General features: G+C 61.8%; 19 protein-coding genes. 14 read left to right on the top strand and 5 right to left on the bottom strand.

Annotated features, from left to right (window positions below; translation table 11 throughout):
- Nucleotides 1–6: 6 nt before the first annotated feature.
- The 5 genes from ACQ450_RS11460 to ACQ450_RS11440 are packed head-to-tail and all read right to left on the bottom strand — an operon-like array spanning nt 7 to nt 4,482.
- Complete coding sequence (locus ACQ450_RS11460; protein WP_066761575.1) at nt 7–1,320, bottom strand: copper resistance protein B; 1,314 nt, start codon at nt 1,318–1,320, stop codon at nt 7–9.
- Nucleotides 1,317–3,125 (bottom strand): copper resistance system multicopper oxidase, encoded by a 1,809-nt coding sequence (locus tag ACQ450_RS11455; protein ID WP_054522842.1) that lies wholly within the window; start codon nt 3,123–3,125, stop codon nt 1,317–1,319. The genes ACQ450_RS11460 and ACQ450_RS11455 overlap by 4 nt, the downstream gene beginning before the upstream one ends.
- A gap of 55 nt (nt 3,126–3,180) precedes the next feature.
- On the bottom strand, nt 3,181–3,741 hold the full coding sequence (locus tag ACQ450_RS11450) for an RNA polymerase sigma factor (RefSeq protein WP_054523312.1): 561 nt from the start codon (nt 3,739–3,741) through the stop codon (nt 3,181–3,183).
- A 6-nt stretch (nt 3,742–3,747) separates the two neighbouring features.
- Complete coding sequence (locus tag ACQ450_RS11445; RefSeq protein WP_008603940.1) at nt 3,748–4,182, bottom strand: Spy/CpxP family protein refolding chaperone; 435 nt, start codon at nt 4,180–4,182, stop codon at nt 3,748–3,750.
- 3 nt (nt 4,183–4,185) lie between these two features.
- The gene (locus ACQ450_RS11440) at nt 4,186–4,482 is read right to left on the bottom strand and encodes a hypothetical protein (protein WP_221543388.1); all 297 of its coding nucleotides are present in this window, start codon (nt 4,480–4,482) and stop codon (nt 4,186–4,188) included.
- A gap of 151 nt (nt 4,483–4,633) precedes the next feature.
- Here ACQ450_RS11440 and ACQ450_RS11435 point away from each other — a divergent pair, with 151 nt between their 5' ends.
- The 14 genes from ACQ450_RS11435 to ACQ450_RS11370 all read left to right on the top strand — a co-directional run bounded on the left by ACQ450_RS11435 (nt 4,634) and on the right by ACQ450_RS11370 (nt 18,283).
- The gene (locus ACQ450_RS11435; RefSeq protein ID WP_370190877.1) at nt 4,634–5,320 is read left to right on the top strand and encodes a class I SAM-dependent methyltransferase; all 687 of its coding nucleotides are present in this window, start codon (nt 4,634–4,636) and stop codon (nt 5,318–5,320) included.
- The gene (locus ACQ450_RS11430; protein WP_221543386.1) at nt 5,317–5,781 is read left to right on the top strand and encodes a DUF411 domain-containing protein; all 465 of its coding nucleotides are present in this window, start codon (nt 5,317–5,319) and stop codon (nt 5,779–5,781) included. Before ACQ450_RS11435 ends, ACQ450_RS11430 begins: the two co-directional genes overlap by 4 nt.
- Before the next feature lie 211 nt (nt 5,782–5,992).
- Nucleotides 5,993–6,265, top strand: coding sequence for a hypothetical protein (locus ACQ450_RS11425; protein ID WP_370190908.1), 273 nt, complete (start codon nt 5,993–5,995; stop codon nt 6,263–6,265).
- 308 nt (nt 6,266–6,573) lie between these two features.
- Nucleotides 6,574–7,854, top strand: a complete 1,281-nt coding sequence (locus ACQ450_RS11420) for an APC family permease (protein WP_431469349.1) — start codon at nt 6,574–6,576, stop codon at nt 7,852–7,854.
- The gene (locus ACQ450_RS11415) at nt 7,851–8,264 is read left to right on the top strand and encodes an ion channel (RefSeq protein ID WP_431469348.1); all 414 of its coding nucleotides are present in this window, start codon (nt 7,851–7,853) and stop codon (nt 8,262–8,264) included. Before ACQ450_RS11420 ends, ACQ450_RS11415 begins: the two co-directional genes overlap by 4 nt.
- Complete coding sequence (locus tag ACQ450_RS11410) at nt 8,261–8,788, top strand: DUF305 domain-containing protein (RefSeq protein WP_181950889.1); 528 nt, start codon at nt 8,261–8,263, stop codon at nt 8,786–8,788. The genes ACQ450_RS11415 and ACQ450_RS11410 overlap by 4 nt, the downstream gene beginning before the upstream one ends.
- Nucleotides 8,785–9,273, top strand: a complete 489-nt coding sequence (locus tag ACQ450_RS11405; RefSeq protein ID WP_221543382.1) for a DUF6692 family protein — start codon at nt 8,785–8,787, stop codon at nt 9,271–9,273. Before ACQ450_RS11410 ends, ACQ450_RS11405 begins: the two co-directional genes overlap by 4 nt.
- 108 nt (nt 9,274–9,381) lie before the next feature.
- Nucleotides 9,382–10,086, top strand: a complete 705-nt coding sequence (locus ACQ450_RS11400; RefSeq protein ID WP_221543381.1) for an NAD(P)-dependent oxidoreductase — start codon at nt 9,382–9,384, stop codon at nt 10,084–10,086.
- Between the two features lie 43 nt (nt 10,087–10,129).
- Entirely contained in the window at nt 10,130–11,479 is a 1,350-nt protein-coding gene (locus tag ACQ450_RS11395; RefSeq protein WP_221543380.1) for an MBL fold metallo-hydrolase, read from the top strand.
- The gene (locus tag ACQ450_RS11390) at nt 11,479–11,898 is read left to right on the top strand and encodes a hypothetical protein (RefSeq protein WP_431469347.1); all 420 of its coding nucleotides are present in this window, start codon (nt 11,479–11,481) and stop codon (nt 11,896–11,898) included. The genes ACQ450_RS11395 and ACQ450_RS11390 overlap by 1 nt, the downstream gene beginning before the upstream one ends.
- A 115-nt stretch (nt 11,899–12,013) precedes the next feature.
- Nucleotides 12,014–13,249, top strand: coding sequence for a TolC family protein (locus ACQ450_RS11385; protein ID WP_123880448.1), 1,236 nt, complete (start codon nt 12,014–12,016; stop codon nt 13,247–13,249).
- A gap of 8 nt (nt 13,250–13,257) precedes the next feature.
- Complete coding sequence (locus ACQ450_RS11380; protein ID WP_431471219.1) at nt 13,258–14,754, top strand: efflux RND transporter periplasmic adaptor subunit; 1,497 nt, start codon at nt 13,258–13,260, stop codon at nt 14,752–14,754.
- A complete protein-coding gene (locus ACQ450_RS11375) occupies nt 14,751–17,918 on the top strand; it encodes an efflux RND transporter permease subunit (protein WP_431471218.1) in 3,168 nt (1,055 codons plus the stop codon). The genes ACQ450_RS11380 and ACQ450_RS11375 overlap by 4 nt, the downstream gene beginning before the upstream one ends.
- Nucleotides 17,897–18,283 (top strand): copper-binding protein, encoded by a 387-nt coding sequence (locus ACQ450_RS11370; RefSeq protein WP_234029091.1) that lies wholly within the window; start codon nt 17,897–17,899, stop codon nt 18,281–18,283. The genes ACQ450_RS11375 and ACQ450_RS11370 overlap by 22 nt, the downstream gene beginning before the upstream one ends.
- Nucleotides 18,284–18,325 lie beyond the last annotated feature (42 nt).

Here is an 18,325-nt window from a genome sequence, read left to right as displayed (position 1 = left end):
GAGATTTCAGAACCAGAATCGCACACCGACGACATAATTGGTGACGCTCGGATCCTCTCCGGCGGCCCGCGCAAAATCCGCGCTGTCGCCGATGCGCCATTCCTGGGAAACGCCGACATAGGGCGCGAATTCGCGTGCGAACTCGTAGCGAAGACGCAGACCTGCCTCGATCCGGTCGAGGCCAGCGCCAATGCCGAGTTCGGGAATATCCTGAGCGGAAAGTGCGATTTCGGCACGCGGTTGAAGGATCAGCCGCTGCGTGATGCGCTGATCAAGTTCGCCCTCAAAACGCGCCGTCACATCGCCCTTGGTGGAGACGAAGGCCGCGGCATCGACCTCGAACTGGTAAGGCGCGATCCCTTGGATACCGATAACCGCGTGCGTGCGTTCCGGACCGGTCAGGTCCTGGCGAACACCCGCCTGGAAATCGAAGAAGGGCGCAATGGCGCGGCTCCAGAGCGCCTGGACCTCGGCGCCTTCTATGGGTTCGCCGAAGCTGCCCTCACCCTCGGACTTGAACCAGAATTTGTCGATGTCGCCGCCATAATATCCCTGGATGTCCCACAGATATCCATCCTTCCCCTCGCGGGCGCGGTACTCGAGCCGGTCGCCCTGAAACCAGAAGCGCATTCCTCCGTCGGTCTCGCGGACAAGCTCGCGGCGCGCTTCGTTCATGGCTTCCTCGCCCCAGATGGCGACCGCCGCGCGCGCTGGGCCGCTCCCTGCTTCTGGAGGAGGCGGCAGCAGCGGGATATCATCGTCCGAGCCCATCTGCATCGCCGAATGGTCCATGCCCTGCCTGTCCTGCGAAGGCGTCTCCCCATGGTTCATCTGGCTGTGATCCATCTGCCCATGGTCCATCGACGAACTGGCCTCCGCCTGACCCATCTCGCCGTGATTCATCTGCGAATGATCCATCGCGCCTTCGGCGGGCTTGCCCTGCGGCATCGAGCCGTGATCCATTCCTTCATGACTTTCGGGCGATGCCTGTGGACGGGCAGCGTCCACAGGCATTGTCATGCCAGAATGGCCATCCTGAGCGGTCATCGCACCATGATCCATGGTTGAGTGATCCATCTGCGAGCGGTCCATGGCGGCTTCAGGTTGAGCAGCCGGTTCGCATGCTCCATCTGCAACCGGATGCCCCATCGCGCGATGGCGCTCGGCTTCTTCCTCGCACTTCGTCTTCGCGTCAGCCTGCGCCTCGGCGCTTTGCTGCGGCTCCGCCGGCGAATGACCGGCATGCTGCGCCGCCGCGGGGGAGGCGAGAACTGAGCCGGCTGCGACCGATGCGAGCAGGCTGACAATACGAATTTTCATGCTTCGCTCCCGTCGGGATTGGCGACCGTGACGATCTGAAACATCCCGGCATGCATGTGGTAGAGAAGGTGACAGTGGAAGGCCCAGTCGCCCGGCTCGTCCGCCGTCAGGTCGAACTGCGCGCTGCCACCCGGCTGCAGGATTACCGTGTGCTTGAGCGGTTGACGATCGGCCGGCGCGCCATTGACCAGCTCGAAGAAATGACCGTGCAAGTGAATGGGGTGCGCCATCATCGTGTCGTTGACGAGCTTCACGCGCACGCGCTCGTTATAGGCGAAACGGATCGGCTCGTCTGAGACGGCGGAGAACTTCTTGCCGTCGAACGACCACATGTAGCGCTCCATATTGCCGGTCAGATGAATTTCCATTCGCCGGGACGGCGTGCGGCCCTCGCGGTGTGGAGTCAGAGCGCGCAGCTTGCGATAGTCGAGCGTACGATGCGGCACATCGGCGAGACCGATGCCGGGATCGCCCATGCGGTCGACCGGGTTCATCGAGACCATGTCGAGACCGGGCCCGACCTTCACATCGGGCGGCAGAAGCGACGTGTCGCGCATCTGCATCCCCGACATGCCGGCCATGCCTGCCATCTCGGATTGGCCGGACGAACCATGATCCATCCCCGCCATGTCGCCGCCACTTCCGTGGTCCATGCCCGACATGCCGGCATCGCCAGACGAGCCGTGGTCCATGCCGCTCATGCCCATGTCGGCCATGGTCAGAAGCGGCGGATCGCGCAGCGGCGGAATGGCGGCGCGAGCGCCGGGTGCGCTCGCGAGTGTGGCAATACCCATGCCCGAGCGGTCCATCGACTCCGCGACCAGCGTGTAGGCTTGTTGCGCGCCCGGCGTCACGACGACGTCGTATGTCTCGGCCACACCGATCTGGAACTCGTCGACCTCCACCGGCTCGACGTTCTGCCCGTCCGCCTGAACGATGGTCATCGGCAGGCCGGGAATGCGAATATTGAAGAAGGTCATGGCGCCGGCATTGATGAAGCGCAGCCGCACGCGTTCGCCCGGGCGGAAGAGGTATTCCAGATTGTCGAGCGGGCCATGGCCGTTCAGAAGATAGGTATAAGCCGCGCTCGACACGTCGAGGATGTCCGTCGGCATCATGCGCATTTTCGCCCACATCCGGCGATCCTCGCCCGAAAGCGGGTAATCGTCGGTCCAGGTGTTCTGGTTGTAGTTGAAGTAGCCTTCGCCCTTCTTGAGCTTGTCGAAAATCGTGTGGGGCGACATTTCGCTGAATTCGCTCAGCACCACGATATATTCGCGGTCGGCCTGGACCGGATCGGGTCCGGCGGGGTCGACCACGATCGCGCCGTAATGTCCGGCCTGTTCCTGCAGGCCGCTATGCGAGTGCCACCAGTAGGTACCCGACTGGCGAACCGGAAATTCGGCGGTGAAGGTCTCTCCCGGTTTGACGCCGGGAAAGCTCACGCCAGGCACTCCATCGAGCTGAAACGGCACGAGCAGACCGTGCCAGTGGATCGAGGTATCTTCCTCGAGCTGGTTATGGACATTGAGCCGGACGGTCGTGCCTTCCTGCAATCGCAACAGCGGACCGGGGATCGTGCCATTGACGGCGATCGCGCCGCCGCGCCTGTTGCCGGTCGCGAAGGCCGATCGGGCAACGGTGAGGTCGATATTGGGGCCGGATATCTCGTCCAGCCCCTTGCGGGCGTTACCTGCGAGGATGTCCGCGCCCCGTGCCCAGGCAGGCATCGCCCCGGCAAGGCCGAGCAGACCCATTCCTCCTGCTCCGGCTCCGAGAAACTTGCGTCGATTGACGGCGATCATAAAGGGCTCCTGACTTGGCGTTTACCGTTACTTACGCGCGCGCCCAGCCAACCCCTCAAAGTTTTTCGAAGCGCTCCTTCAGCCTGTTGCGCGCGCGATATACGCGGGTTTCGATCGCCTTTTCGGTCGTTCCGAGAAGATCGGCCGCCTCGGCCTGGCTACGCCCCTCGATGGTCACGAGCACAAGCGCTTCGCGCAGCCTTACAGGCATTCGCGCGATCTCGGCCTGAACGAGATTGAGCTCTTCCCTGGAAACGGCCAACGCTTCAGGACCCGGCAAATCGTCGGCGATGGAATGGAGTTCGTCATCACCCGACAGTCCGAAAAAGCCTGCGACCTTGCGCCTGCGCAAACGGTCCCGGCAGCGGTTGAGGACGACGGTTGTCAGATAGGGTCCGATCGGCTTGTCCGGATCGAGCCGATGGCGCGTCAGCCACACCGAAGCGAGGCTGTCCTGAACAACGTCCTCCGCCTGAGAAGGAGAGGAAAGCATGCGTGTCGCGAGCGCGAGAAGCCGACCGGTTTCATGCTCGACGAGCTTGCTGAAAGCCCGCTTGTTACCGGCCCTCACCTGCGAGACAAGGGCCTCATCCGGATTGTCGCCCGCCCCCGACATGGCGCTTCAGTCGCGTGGGTCGCGGGTCAGGGCGTCGGAGACCTTGCGATCGAACTGGCGTTGCTGCTCGGGTTCGAGAATTTCACGCATGTCGAAGACATGCCGTACCGTTGCTTTCTGCAGATCGCCCATACGCGCATGCACCTCGTCGATCGCGGCCGAAACCTCGGGACCGTACTCGTGCTCATTTTCCATCGCCTGGGCGAGCCGGGCATTGGCTGCGCGCGCCGATCCTTCGAGCCGTGCCCTTTCGACAGCGAAACGGGCCTCGAGCGCATCGAGACGCTGCTCCTGGTCGGCCGTCAGGGTGAGCTCGTCGTGCACGAAATCGTGAAGGCCGGAGCCTGCCTCGTGATTGGCCCAGCGATCCGCGGCAATCGCGCCGAGGCATCCTGCAAGTGCTGCGAGAAGCACCGCGAGAACGATATGCGTCGTCTTCAAACCTTATTGCTCCACATGGAGGAGCGCCGATGGGGACAGCTGTTCGCCGAGGATAAGACTCTCGCCAAATGACGCGGAAGACGTGCCATAGCCGCCGGGCCAACCGTTCGTTCCGGCGCCAGCTCCAAGCCCGACGACGAACAGACCGACGAACAGAGCCGTCCTGCGGCGTCGGTCGGCGATTTCGCCAAGCTGTCCGGCGCGCTGCCAGACGCCATCCATGAAGTCGGCGGGGACCTCGCTGGTGGTGGTGGCGGAAAGGGTTCCGAGCACCGCATCAAGAGAGTGATTGTCACGCATCCGAAAAACTCCTGTGGGTTGCACGTGTTCTATACGCGCTCACCTGCACAATCCCTTAAACTTCTTTTTTGAGGGATTGGCAGCAGTCGAACGTAATCGAGAGTGAGGAAATCAGAAACGGGACATACGACGAGGAAAAAGGGCATCTGTCGTGAACAACGCCACTAAGCCAGAGGATAGCAGCGAGTTCACGCCTTTGCTCGGCAAAAGCTTTCTTACGCCGATCTACGACCCGATCATCACTCTTGTAACACGCGAAAAGCGCTGGCGTCGACAAATTGTCGAGCATTTGCATCTCGCGCCTGGCGACCGGGTCATAGACGTCGGCTGCGGAACCGGCAGCCTATTGCAAGCCATGTTCAGCGACTGCCCACAGGCTCATTTCGTCGGCGTCGACCCCGATGCTTCAGCCCTGCGGATCTCTCGACGCAAACTGGGAGCGATCGCAAATTTGATCAGGTGGCATAAAGGCTTTCTCGAAAGCCTCGAGCTGCCCGCAGGGTGGCAGCCGAACAAGATCGTCAGCAGCCTCGTCCTTCACCAAGTTCCCTTGCGCAAGAAGCAGGCAATCCTGGAAACCATCGAAAGCTTGCTCGTGCCAGGCGGAACCGTGTTGATCTCCGATTATATGAAGCAGGATAGCCCACTCATGCGGAGCCTCTTCCGGGCGACCGTCCAGTCGCTTGACGGCATAAGCGACACGCAGCCCAGCGCCGACGGCGAAGTCGAAAAACTGTTCGCCGAAATCTTCACCGAGCCATGCCTGCTCCACCGGTTCCCGACGGTAACCGGGACGATCTCGCTATGGCGCGGATACAAGAAAGGAATTGCACAATGAATTTGAAAAAGCCTTCGCTGCTCCGGCGATCGATTAGCGGCGCGGCCCTGCTCGTGCTGGCAGCCTGTTCAAACGTGGCGCAGGCAGCGACTTACACGATGTTCCGGGATCCAGGATGTGGGTGCTGTCTGAATTGGGCAGGCCATGTCGAAGACGGGATGAATACGAAGGTGGCATCGGTCGACAGCAAGGACATGGCGGCGATCAAGACCGCGCGCGGCGTACCGGAAGAATTGTGGTCGTGCCACACGATGGAGGTCGATGGATACATCATCGAAGGTCACGTGCCCGCCGAGGCAGTAGACCAGCTTTTGCGCGAGCGGCCCGCCGGCGTTGCCGGCCTTGCGGTTCCGGGAATGCCGCTGGGATCTCCCGGCATGGAGGCAGGAGACCGGATCCAGCCCTATGAGGTCATCGCCTTTGGTCCGACCGGACAGAGCGTCTTCGCATCTTATCGGTGATTGTAAGGAACTGACGCCAGTGGCCGCGCGAGAAATAAGGGCGATGTCTCGTTGAAGAACAATCGCGCGGGAATAACACAGAAGCCCGGGACACCGGGACGGGCGCTAAGATGCCTGTCGATCATCCCGCTGGGTCCGGGGCCGGCTGCCCCGACGGTCCCGGACCCTTCCGTTTGCATAATTTTAGGACGCACGAAGTGGGAGAAATGCGATGGTAAAAGGATCAATCAAGAACTCGATATTCGCATGGGGCTGGACGCTCAGCGTGTTCCTGCTTGTCAGCTACCTCCTATGCATTGCCTTCGGAGGCCTCGCACCCGAGCGGTTTCACATGCACCAAGCCTGGGCTCCGTTGCTGCCATGGTTCGAATGGCTGACCCTGTCGGGATTTCTCGCAGGAGCGGTGGGCAGTTTTCTCTACGGCTGGTACATCGCACTCATCGCGGTCCCGCTGCACCGGTTTTTCCAGGCCCGGTTTTCCTGATTTGACGCGCTGAATATTAGGCGCACTCAGCGTGGACTGCCGTGCCTCGACGCGCCGCCATCGGCATCGCTGCAGGAAGAAAGAGCGCGCCGCCGGAAATCGATAGCTCAACGCGATTCCGGGGCCAGCCCAAGGATGGCTCATGCCCCGCCAGAAAATTTTTTGAGGGGTGAGCCGCTTCGCAACGTACTGCTTGTCGTGATGTTTCTCGGACGGGAGGACATCGACAGGGGAAAGACTTGCAGACAGATGGCGACGATCAACATGGGAAGAGTGCTGGATCGATAACGCTGCTTGGCGGTGTCGCAATGGGAACCGGCGTCATGATCGGCGCCGGTATCTTCGCACTGACTGGCCAGATTGCCGAACTGGCTGGACCGCTATTTCCGCTTTCGTTTATTGCCGGCGCGCTGGTTACTTCGCTCGCCGCCTACAGCTACATCAAGATGTCGAACCGCTGGCCCTCCTCGGGCGGCATCGCGATGATCCTTCAGAAAGCCTACGGACCAGGCGTCGTGGCAGCCTCGGCATCGCTCCTGATGGCGCTGTCGATGGTCATCAACGAAAGCCTGGTCGCTCGAACCTTCGCGACCTATGCCTTGCGGCCCTTTGGGCTCGAGAGCAGCGGCATTCTGGTTTCCGTCGCGGCACTGGCGCTCATCGTCTTCGCCTATTTCGTGAATGCCGCCGGCAACAAATCGGTCAGCGGATTTTCGCTCATTATGTCGGCGATCAAGATCGGCGGCATCGCCCTGTTCGCGATTGCGGCGATCTGGGCCAGCGGATTTTCGGACGGTGCCTTCTCAGAGCCGGTCGCGCTTTCGGGCCTCGACGCGCTGCTCGCGTCGGTCGCCTTCTCGATCCTTGCTTTCAAAGGTTTCACCACCATCACCAACAGTGGCGGTGAAATCATCAATCCGCACCGGAATGTCGGTCGAACCATAATCATCTCGATCGCAATATGCGTGGTCGTCTACCTCCTTGTCGCGGTGGCGGTCGGTGCCAGCCTCAGCACGTCAGAAATAGCTGAGGCGCGCGATTATTCGCTTGCGGCGGCTGCGCGCCCCGCGCTCGGAGAGCTTGGCTTCTATTTCACAGTGGCAATCGCGATCGCAGCCACGACCTCGGGTGTCATCGCCAGCGTTTTCGCCGTTTCGCGAATGCTGACGATGCTGACCGAGATGAAGATGATCCCGCATAGCCATTTTGGCATGAGCGGACCGATCCGCAGTCACATGTTGGTCTATACCGTTGTTGTCGCAGGCACGCTCGCGGTCCTGTTCGATCTTTCGCGGATCGCCTCGCTCGGAGCGTTCTTCTATCTCGTAATGGACATGCTCGTGCATTGGGGCGTGCTGCGCGGTTTGCGGGAAGAGATAGGCGCGCGCGCCTGGATCCTTTGGTCGGCCCTGGTGGCAGACGGCGTAGTCCTGACAGCTTTTGCCCTCGCCAAGCTCGAAACCGACCCTGCGGTCGTCGCCTATGCGGTCGCAGGTATCGTCGCAGTGTTCGGAGCCGAATGGTTCTATCTCCGTCGAAATCCCGCGCTTCGTGAAATGCCTGCCACTCACGATGGAGATTATAGATGATCGCCGCACTTGTGCTCGCCATTGCACTTTTTCTGGCTTCGGTCGGCGCGCATCTTTCGATTCTCGGCGCAGGGCATCGCATGCTCGACGCACGCCGAAATTTCTCTGCCAAGCTTGGGGTCGCGCTTCTCGTCCTGGCATCGCACCTGCTTGTCGCGACGCTCTTCGCTGGCGGTTTCTGGCTGGGCGCGGAGCTGGGCCTCGGCGGGTTCGACAAGACGCCGGCGATGAGTGCGATGGACTATTTCTATTTCTCGCTGATCAACGTGACCACACTGGGGCTCGGCGACATCTACCCGACCGAGCACCTGCGCGTCATTGCCGGCGTCGAAGCTTTGACCGGCTTCGCGCTCATCAGCTGCTCGGCACAATTGTTCTGGACCATGATGAAGGAAGGAGAAAACGCATGACTGAAAGCACATCCCACTCGGATAAGGGAGGGGGCGGCAACTACTGGCGATTCATGGCCATGGTATCGACCTCGACCGTGATCATGTTCTTCCTGATGTATGCCAACAGCTTCGACATGGACGACGTGTTCTGGAGCGAGACGCGCTTCTGGATGATGTTCGTCATGGGCGCGATGATGATGGTGGTCATGCTGCTCTTCATGTGGGGCATGTACAAGGACCGGACCAAGAATTTCATCATCCTGGGTGTCGGAGCCGTCGTCTTCGCACTCGCGCTATGGCTCGTACGCAGCCAGACCACGGTCGACGACACCGAATACATGGCCGCAATGATTCCGCACCACTCGATCGCGATCATGACCAGCGAAAGGGCGAGCCTGAAGGATCCGCGTGTCCGCGAACTTGCTCAGGCCATCATCGTCGCGCAGCGGCGTGAGATCGCCGAGATGAAATACCTCATCCAGGACATCGAGGAGAACGGCCCGCGCACCGAAGAACGCCTGCCCGAGGAGATGCAGCAATGAACAAGATCGCACTTCTGACTCTTGCAGCCCTTCCGCTGGCGGCCTGCAATACCAACACCGCGATCGGTAATGACCGCGAAGCACAGCTCGATCCTCCGGCAACGGCAGCTCCGATAGAGAGCGCTGCGAGCGCTCTTGCCAATCTCAGCCCCGGCCTCATGCTGCCCGAGACCATGAGCGACGCGGACCTCGCCGCGCTGGGAGCCGAGAACACGTGCCAGTTCCGCCTGACCGAGGTCGCGTTCCCGTCATTCGTCTACGACAACAGCGGTCGCGGGGCGATCAAGATCAATGGCAAACTGATCCCCGTCACGGCAAGCGCCTCGGGTGAGTATGCGAATGGTGAGCTTCGTATCCGTACGCGCCTTCTCGATGACGAAGGAGACGCGGGCCTGCAAATGCAGGAGCTCATCGTCGCCGGCCCCCGGATGAAGGACGAGTTCGGGTTCTGGGGGTACACGACCTGCGGCAACAGCGAAGCGTGAACACGAGCGAGCGGGCGCCGGCTTCCGTCGGTGCCTGCTCCATGATCATGATCGGCCCGGCACGCGCGGCCGAATTTATAATGAGGTGCTACAGTGGAAGCTGAGCCTGTGAGCGATGCAGCCCCCCTTGCGGTCTTCGGTGCCGGAGGAAAGACCGGCACGGAAATATTGCGCCATGCGGTCCGCAAGGGCATCGCGGTACGAGCGTTCGAGCACACCTTGCCCGAACCATCGGACCGGGCCGACAATGTCGAGTACCTCCAGTGCGATGTACTCAGTGACGACTTCCGCAGCGAGCTCGAAGGTTGCCGTGCTGTTATTTCCGCACTCGGTATAGGGTTTAGTCCATCTACGGCGATCGATCCGCCTCCGCTTTATACGGAGGGAACCCGCAAGCTGGTGGAAGCGATGTCGACGACCGGCATTTCCCGGATCGTCGTGATATCGGCGGCGTTTGTAGAGCCGCAGCCCAGCGTTCCTGCATGGTTCGAGCTCACGGCAAGACCAGCCTTGCACAATATTCTCGAACAGATGCGCGCCATGGAAGATCTTCTGGAGCGCGCGAAAGGCCTGAATTGGACGTCTGCGCGACCGGGCTGGCTCCTCGACGAACCCTATACGGGTGAAGCCGTCATTACCGACGAGCGTCTTGCCGAGGGTTGCTTTCGTTGCCGGCACGCCGACCTCGCGGCAGCCATGCTCGAATTCGTCTGTGAGAACACCTGGGTCAACGCCAAGCCCGCTATCGCCCGGCCAGAAGCAGACCGCTTCGAGAATGTCTCGGCACTCAAAGCCGAACTCGGGATCGACTAGATCGACGCGGTCTCACGGAAACACTCCAACAACGAGGCAAAACATGCTGCTCGAGAAGATAAAGACCCCCGGCCTCTCCCACCTTTCCTATCTGATTGGTTCGCAGGGCAAGGCAGCGGTCATCGATCCGCGCCGGGACTGCGAGATTTATGTCGAGCGTGCCCGCGCCGAAGGGCTGGAGATCACGCATATCTTCGAAACGCACAGGAATGAGGATCTCATCACGGGATCGCCGGTATTGGCCAAAATGACCGGTGCCCGCGTTCTGCACGGTCCAAACCCTGCGGACGAGATTGTTTTCGCCGACACCGCGCGAGAGGGCGACGTTTTCGAGATCGGGAAGTTGCGGATTTCGGTGCTCGAAACTCCCGGTCACACCGACGATCATCTCGCCTTCGTCCTCCATGACGACGATTTTCCCGAAGGACCGATCGGCGTGTTCACCGGCGATGCGCTCTTCGTTGGCGACGTCGGACGGACCGATTTCTATCCCGAGCGCGCGCGGGAGGTCGCGGGCCTCCTGTACGATTCACTGCAGAAGATTTGCGGTCTGGGTGACCAGACGATCATTTACCCCGCGCATGGAGCAGGCTCGGTCTGCGGTTCGGGAATGGCGGACCGGGAATTCTCGACCATAGGCCACGAACGTCGCAACAATCCCCGGCTCCAGATCGCCCATCGCGAGGAATTTATCGAGGCCAAGCTCGCCGAGCATCATTACCAACCGCCCTATTTCAGGCTGATGGAGCGCCTGAATGTCGAGGGAACATCTCCTGCGCCACGGATTTTGCGACCAAAATGTCTCATGCTCTCGGACATTCGCGAAATCGACCCCGATCATGTCGTCGACGTACGGGATCCGCTTGCATACGCAAGCGGGCATCTGCCTGGTTCGATATGCCTTCCGGTCGGCATGATCTCGGCGTTTGCGGGCTGGTTCATCAGGGAGGGTGAAACAATCGCCCTCGTCGGATCGGCGGAAGACCAGCTGGCTTCGGCCATGACACACCTTGTGAGGATCGGGCTCGACTCGATCGACGGCGGCTATGTCGGTATCGTCCCGGCTGCAGCGCAAGGAATGGACATGGCGAACCTTCCGATGATCGGGACGAGCGAGGTTCAGGATCGTCTCGAGCGCAAGCGCGACAACTGGACCTTGCTTGACGTGCGTGACCTCGATGAGCGGCGCAGCAGCGCGATCGAGGGATCGGAACACATCTACGTGGGCGAACTCAATTCCCGCTTCGCCGAGCTCGATCGCGAACGCGCCTATTCCGTCATGTGTGCCAGTGGCATGCGTGCGAGTGTGGCGGCGGGCTGGCTGCAAAGCAAAGGATTCGAAAAGCTCGATATATATCTGGGCTCGATGGGTGCCTGGCAGCACGCGTCGTGATGAACCATCGCACCCGATGCGAGGTCCTTGTCTTGCGCTCTTCAAAGCTTTACGCCTTTTTTATGCGAGTCTTGCGCACCCTTGGACTGCTACTGATCGCCTGCGGGCTGTTCGTCCAGTCGGCAGCGCATGCATCTGCCCTGCCGCAGGCGGTCGATGCAGGCAAACCGGCCTGCGCCGAGATGGAGATGATGGCGGGCGCAGCTTCCATGGACGATCATGACGGCGTGCCTTGCAAGAACCTTCGGCTGGATTGTCTCGTGGCATTCGGCTGCATCCCGCCCCTCGTTCCAGGGGGTGATGCGACCCTGGTTGGTGAAATACCGGCGCAGGCTTCTCAGTTCAGCAGATTAGTCTCCAATTCGCTCGCAGCCACAGGACTAGGGCCAGAGCCGCCACCTCCGCAACTTCCGGCATGACCCGTGTGCAGGCTCAAGCCTGCGCGCTCCTGCCTCTGGATGAACGGCCTGCGCTCGACGCGGGCCGGTGATCCGGAACGCGTGTCTGACGCGCTCCTTTTGCGGATGAACGATCATGAAACGAATAAGCTGGACCGCGCTTCCGGTCCTGCTGGCCCTCGCGCCGGCGAGTAATGCCCAGTCGGTGGGCTATGAGGAAGCTTTGCGAGCAGCAACGAGCGACCAGCCCCAGGTTCGAACAAGCGAGCTAAGACTGGACGCCCGGCGCGAGATCGCCGACGCTGCCGATGAATTGCCCGATCCGCGGCTTCGCGCGAGCATCCAGAACCTGCCGGTAAGCGGGCCGGCTGCGTTCGAGCTGAATCGCCAGCTCCCAACGCAGATCCAAGTCGGTATCGAACAGGAGATCCCCAATCTCGCGAAACGTCGGGCCCGGTTCGGAATGGCGGAGGCCGACATCGACCTTGCCGCAGCACAGTTGCGTCAAACAAGTTACAGGGTGCGCGTGGGAGCAGGAATGGCATGGATTTCGTTGGCTTATGCCCAACGGGCTCTGACCGTCGCCGACGATGCACTTGCTGAAATCGAGAGGCTCGTACCACTCGCGCGCAGTTCTGTCGCCGCCGGTTCGGCCAGACCCGCCGAAAGTCTGGAAGTACGCCGTGCCGTGCTCGAAGTCGAAGACATGCGGACCAGGATCGAAGCCGACCGAGAGACCGCTCAGGCCATGCTGTCGCGCTATACGGCTCTGCCGAACGCTACCGCGACCGGAACCATCCCTTCGGCCGATCTCGATCCCGAAGGTTTGCGGGCCATGCTCCAAAGCAATCCGGAGCTTGTCGTGGCGCTTGCGCAGGTTCGTCAAGCGGAAGCGCGAAGTGATCTTGCCCGATCGGAAAGGCGTCCGGATTTCGGCGTCAATGTGAGCTATGGAAGGCGCGATCCCGACTTTGGCGATGTCGTCTCGGTGATGGGTTCGATCACGCTCCCGATTTTCGCCGACCGGCGCCAAAACCCGCGTGTAGCCGCCGCCGACGCCGAGGCGGCGGCGGCGCAGTCGGCCAGAGCAGACCGGCTCCGTGAACTCGAAGCCCAGTTCGAGACCGATCTCGCCGCATGGCGCAGCGCTTATCGACAATGGCAGCGCGCGACGGACGAACTGCTCCCTCTTGCCGAAAGCCGCGTGGACCTCGAACGCGCGAGCTTTGCCGCAGGCCGCGCGGATCTGCTCGACATCATCGACGCCATCAAAACGCTCGCCATGCTGCGGGTGGAAATTCTGCAACGCGAAGAGGCGTCCGTCGAGGCCGCCGCGAACCTGCGACTGACTTATGGGGAGTATGGCCGATGAGACCCGCAATGGGAGCCGCGTGGGACAGGCTGTCGCCGCGCCAGAAATCCTGGATGATGGCAGGCACGGTCGCGCTCATCAGTCTTGCCGCCGGCTATGGTCTCTCGCAGCTCGGCGAAGGCCAGGGTGGTGCAAGCGACGCGGGCGGCAGTGCGACCGAATGCGAGGAGGTCCTTTACTGGTACGACCCGATGGTGCCGGGGCAGCACTTCGACGAGCCGGGCAAGTCGCCCTTCATGGATATGCAGCTGGTGCCCAAGTGCGCGGGCGAGGAGGCCACTGCAGGCGTCAGGATAGATCCCGGCCTGGTGCAGAATTTCGGCATCCGCACCACTGAAGCCGAGTACGGCGTCCTCGAGCCGGAAATAACCGTCACAGGCGTTCTGGCCTACAATGAACGCGACGTCGCGATCGTCCAGCCACGTGCCGGAGGCTATGTACAAAGAACCTACGGCCGCGCGCCCGACGATGTCGTTGGACGGGGCGCGCCGCTCGCGGATATCCTGGTTCCCGAATGGGGCGGAGCGCAGCAGGAGTATCTGGCCGTCCTGAACAGCGGTGATGAAGAACTTGCGCAGGCCATGCGCGAACGCATGCGCCTTTTGGGCATGCCTCCAGGCCTGATCTCATCGGTAGGGCGCAATGGACGTCCGCAGTCCACGATCACCGTTACCGCGCCGATTGGAGGTGCCATCACATCGCTCGGCGTGCGTCCGGGAATGACAGTCATGGCCGGACAGACGCTCGCCGAGATAACCGGTTTCTCACCGATCTGGCTCGAAGCCGCGGTGCCTGAAAGGCAGGCGGCGACTGTCCGCGTCGGGCAACCTGTCAGCGCGACGCTGACCGCATTCCCCGAGGAACGCTTCTCCGGGCCCATCATCGCTATCCTGCCGAGCGCGCAGGATGCAAGCCGTACGATCACCGTTCGTGCGCAACTGCCCAATGCATCCGGGCGCCTCAAGCCGGGCATGTTCGCACAGGTCTCGCTGACCCCGGACACACGCCGCGCGCTGCTGGTCCCCTCCGAAGCGGTTATCAGGACCGGACGTCGAACCATCGTGATGGTGAAGCAGGACGAGGGCGGTTTCATGCCCGCCGAGGTCCGGATCGGCCGCGAAGCGGGTGGAAGGAGCGAAGTGTTGGCCGGTCTGTCGGCAGGCGAGCAGGTCGTAACATCGGGTCAGTTCCTGCTCGATTCCGAAGCAAGCCTCACCGGACTGGACGTCCGTCCGGTCGATCAGGCAGATGACGCTTCCACCGGCGGCGAGGACGAACCAGCGACCTTCGGTGCCACCGGCACGATCCAGTCGATCGCCGATGGTTCGGTGACGCTGCGGCATGGTCCTGTGCCCCGGCTCGATTGGCCCGCGATGACCATGACCTTCCGCACGAAGAGCGCGGCGCAAATGCGCGGGCTCGAGACGGGAGACAGGGTGCGCTTCACCTTCACCCAGGAGGATGCCGGCCCCCGGATCGAGTCTATCACGAGGGCCGGACAATGATTGCTCGGATAATCGATGCCTCGATCGCCAACCGCCTGTTTATCGTTCTCGCCGCCGTCGCGGTAACGCTGGCCGGTTTCTGGGCGGTGCGCACGACGCCGGTCGACGCGTTGCCCGATCTGTCCGATGTGCAGGTTGTGGTCCGGTCAAACTATCCGGGTCAGGCCCCCCGGATCGTCGAGGACCAGGTCACCTATCCCCTGGCAACGACCATGCTCTCGGTGCCGGGGGCGAAAACCGTCCGTGGCTATTCGATGTTCGGTGACAGCTATGTCTATATCATCTTCGAGGACGGAACCGACCTCTACTGGGCCCGCTCGCGCGTGCTCGAATATCTCAACCAAGTGCAGAACCGCCTGCCCGATGGCGTCACGAGCACGCTTGGTCCCGATGCAACCGGTGTGGGGTGGATCTACGAATATGCGCTGGTCGATCGCAGCGGCGGGCACGACCTTGCAGGACTGCGCAGCCTGCAGGACTGGTTCCTGCGCTATGAGCTCAAGACGATCCCCGGCATTGCCGAGGTCGCCAGCGTCGGCGGCATGGTCAAGCAATACCAAGTCGTTCTCGAGCCTTACCGGATGGCATCGCTCGGCGTGACTCACGCCGAGATCGTGAGCGCAATCCAGTCCGCCAACCAGGAAGCGGGCGGCTCGATCGTCGAGATGGGCGAAGCCGAATATATGGTCCGCGCTTCTGGCTATCTCGGCGACCTCGATGATTTTCGGCAAATTCCACTACGCACTGCGAGTGGCGGTGTCCCGGTCACGCTGGGCGACGTAGCGACGATCCAGGTCGGACCCGAACTGCGCCGAGGCATCGCCGAGCTCAATGGCGAAGGCGAGGTTGCCGGCGGCATCATCGTTCTGCGTCAGGGTGCGGATGCAAGAAGCGCCATACAGGCCGTCGAACAGAAACTCGACGACTTGCAGGCAAGCCTTCCCGAAGGCGTCGAGATCGTCACGACCTACGATCGCTCTCAGCTCATTGATGCGTCTATAGAAAACCTCACCACGAAGCTCATCGAAGAGTTTATCGTCGTGGCGCTCGTATGCGCGCTGTTCCTCTGGCACGCGCGTTCGGCACTTGTCGCCATCATCACCCTGCCTTTGGGCGTGCTCGCGGCCTTCATCGTGATGCGCTTTCAGGGCGTCAATGCCAACATCATGTCGCTGGGTGGAATAGCCATTGCGGTCGGTGCGATGGTCGATGCCGCCGTCGTCATGATTGAGAACGCGCACAAGCATCTCGAGCGATGGGAACACGAGAATCCCGATACCGTGCTCGCGGTGAAGGAACGCTGGCGGATCATCGCCGATGCATCGAAGGAAGTGGGACCGGCGCTGTTCTTCAGCCTGCTGATCATTACGCTGTCGTTCCTACCGGTCTTTACCCTGCAGGCGCAGGAAGGGCGGTTATTTGCACCGCTTGCTTTCACCAAGACCTATGCGATGGCTGCCGCGGCCATTCTTTCGGTAACGCTGGTGCCGGTGATGATGGGTTGGCTGATCCGTGGGAAGATCCCTTCGGAAGATTCCAATTTTCTAAACCGCTGGCTGACGAAAATCTATCGTCCGGGGCTCGACTGGGTCATGCGGCGCCCCAAGGCAACGCTGGCGATCGCGGCGCTGATCTTTCTGACCACCGCGATCCCCTTCACCCGGCTTGGCGGCGAGTTCCTCCCGCCGCTCGATGAAGGCGATTTGCTTTATATGCCGAGTGCATTGCCCGGCCTTTCCCCCGGCGAGGCGTCGGCGCTGCTGCAGCGCACCGATCGCCTGATCAAGTCGGTCCCGGAAGTGGAAACGGTGTTCGGTAAAGCGGGGCGCGCCGATACGGCGACGGATCCGGCTCCCCTGACGATGTTCGAAACGACGATCCGCTTCAAGCCCCGCGAAGAATGGCGCGAGGGAATGACGCCCGATCTGCTGGTCGAGGAACTCGACCGGGTCGTCCAGGTGCCGGGCCTCGCCAATGTCTGGGTGCCGCCGATCCGCAACCGGATCGACATGCTCGCGACCGGAATCAAGAGCCCGATCGGGGTCAAGGTGTCAGGCGACGATCTCGATCAACTGGAACGCGTTGCACTCGATGTGGAGCGTATCGCCAAGACCGTGCCTGGCGTGAGTTCCGCGCTGGCCGAGCGGCTGTCGGGCGGTCGCTATGTCGATGTCGATAGCGACCGGATGGCGGCCGCGCGATACGGACTTAACATTGCCGACATCCAGCAGATCGTCTCTGGTGCAATAGGCGGCGCCAATGTCGCACGGACCGTCGAGGGGCTGGCGCGCTATCCGATCAATGTGCGCTATCCCCGCGAAATCAGGGACAGCGTCGATGAACTCAGGGCCCTGCCGGTTCTGACGCCGTCCGGCCAACAGATTACGCTCGGCACTGTCGCCCGTATCGCCGTCAGCGACGGTCCGCCGATGCTCAAGAGCGAGCAGGGTCGTCTGACCAGCTACATCTATGTCGATGTCCGTGGCCGCGATCTTACCTCGGTGGTCGCCGATCTGCAGGAGGCCGTCGCCACGGGCGTCGATCTGCCTCCCGGCGTCAGCCTGTCCTATGCGGGCCAGTTCGAATATCTGACGCGCGCCTATGAGCGACTGAAGATCGTGGTTCCCGCGACGCTCGCGATCATCTTCCTGCTGCTCTATCTCATTTTCCGGCGCTGGGACGAAGCCTTGCTGATCATGGGCACGCTGCCCTTCGCGCTGACGGGCGGATACTGGTTGCTCTATCTGATGGGCTACAACCAGTCGGTGGCGACTGCGGTCGGCTTCATCGCGCTTGCCGGTGTCTCCGCCGAATTCGGCGTGGTGATGCTGATTTACCTGAAAGCCGCACTGGAGCGACGGCAAGCTGACCTGGGCGCCGAAGAAGTGGACGAGGCCATCCGGGAAGGCGCGCTCCTGCGCGTGCGGCCCAAGGCGATGACCGTCGCAGTCATCCTTGCGGGTCTCTTTCCGATCCTGATCGGCACCGGCGCGGGCTCGGAAGTCATGAGCCGCATCGCCGCGCCGATGGTCGGCGGCATGATCACCGCCCCGCTCCTGTCCATGTTCCTGCTTCCCGCCGCTTATCTGTTGTTGCGGCGTCCCCGTCCGGAAAAACCGGCGAACCCTCAAGGAGAAGAAGAATGCGTACCCCAACCTACATGATCCTGCTCGCGGCACCGCTGGCGCTTGCAGCTTGCGACGCTGCAGACGACAGCACCGGGACCATGATGTCTGACGAGATGGCGAACTCGGACAGTATGCCCATGTCAGGCGAAATGCCGATGGCGGAGGAGACCGGCGGCGAGCAGAGCGCCAGCGCGGAGGGAACGGTAACAGACATCGATCCCGGGGCGGGCACCGTGACCATCGAGCACGGTCCGGTCGAAAGTATCGGATGGCCCGCGATGACCATGACCTTCGAAGCCGACGCGCAAATCCTCGAACAGGTCAGTGTCGGTGAGGGAATAGCCTTTGAATTTCGTACTGGAACCGAAGGCAGCGTCGTTACCTCGGTAACGCCGCGATAGCATGATGGGTGGGAGGCGCGCGGTTGCGCCGGTGCCTCCCAC

The sequence above is a fragment of the Sphingosinithalassobacter sp. LHW66-3 genome (assembly GCF_050703275.1).
In the GTDB taxonomy this organism is placed as follows: Bacteria; Pseudomonadota; Alphaproteobacteria; order Sphingomonadales; family Sphingomonadaceae; genus Sphingomonas.
This window is presented reverse-complemented; position numbering and strand designations above follow the sequence as displayed.